Origin of the sequence: Escherichia sp. MOD1-EC6162, from assembly GCF_002965125.1 — a bacterium.
Classification (GTDB): domain Bacteria; phylum Pseudomonadota; class Gammaproteobacteria; order Enterobacterales; family Enterobacteriaceae; genus Escherichia; species Escherichia marmotae.
Window position 1 is genome coordinate 1 of sequence record NZ_PTSB01000087.1, and the last position, 673, is coordinate 673.

The 673-nt window shown below is 52.0% G+C and carries 2 protein-coding genes; both read right to left on the reverse strand.

Going from position 1 to position 673, the window contains the following annotated elements:
• A partial coding sequence (locus tag A9587_RS24260) for a glycosyl hydrolase 108 family protein (protein WP_272897153.1) occupies window positions 1-328 on the reverse strand: 328 nt, incomplete at its 3' end.
• 85 nt (window positions 329-413) lie between these two features.
• Window positions 414-673 (reverse strand): Mor transcription activator family protein (locus A9587_RS24265; protein WP_272897154.1); only part of this gene is annotated, 260 nt, incomplete at its 5' end.

Consider the following 673-nt stretch of genomic DNA (forward strand, 5'->3'; position numbering starts at 1 on the left):
CTTTTTTAACGCCATGCTGAACCGCCGCATCGAACACAAACATCGCCACGCCATCAGGCCACTGGTCACATCCGGCAGGCAGCCAGTAATCGCGCCAGTAAATCTGCGCAACCTGTTCGCGGGTTAAATCCTTAATGCGGGTATCCGGCTTGCCGTCGCCGTTGACATCGGTTTTGCCGTCAATCACACCGTCGCGGCGGTCAGAAATGCCGTATTTGGTTTCACCGCCACGGTCAGTGGGGTCATTGACATAGCCGCCTTCAATATCAGGACGCAGAATAAAATTCAGCGCATGTTCAAAGGCCGGGGAGAATTTTTGATTTTCCATAAAAGCACCTGTGAAGCAGATTTAAACGTGGTCTGCTTCATGGTGCCGGAGGCATAAAAAAAGCCGGATTTACCGGCTTCATTGATTAAGGGCGTCGTGGCGGACGACGAACGGGGTGAGGCAGGTTCGGGGAGGGGTAAAACAAATCCGGCTGGTATTTATTGCGCTCCAGACGTCGCATCCGTTTGATGGCCTTGTAGACGGTTTTATACGTCACCCCGTAACGCTGAACCAGTTCAGGAATATTATGGCCGTTAAAATCACGCCAGATACGCATATCCCGGACAAGATTCTCCAGAATATTCCCCCTCGGAACATAAACCTGCATCCCGCCGATATGGCGAC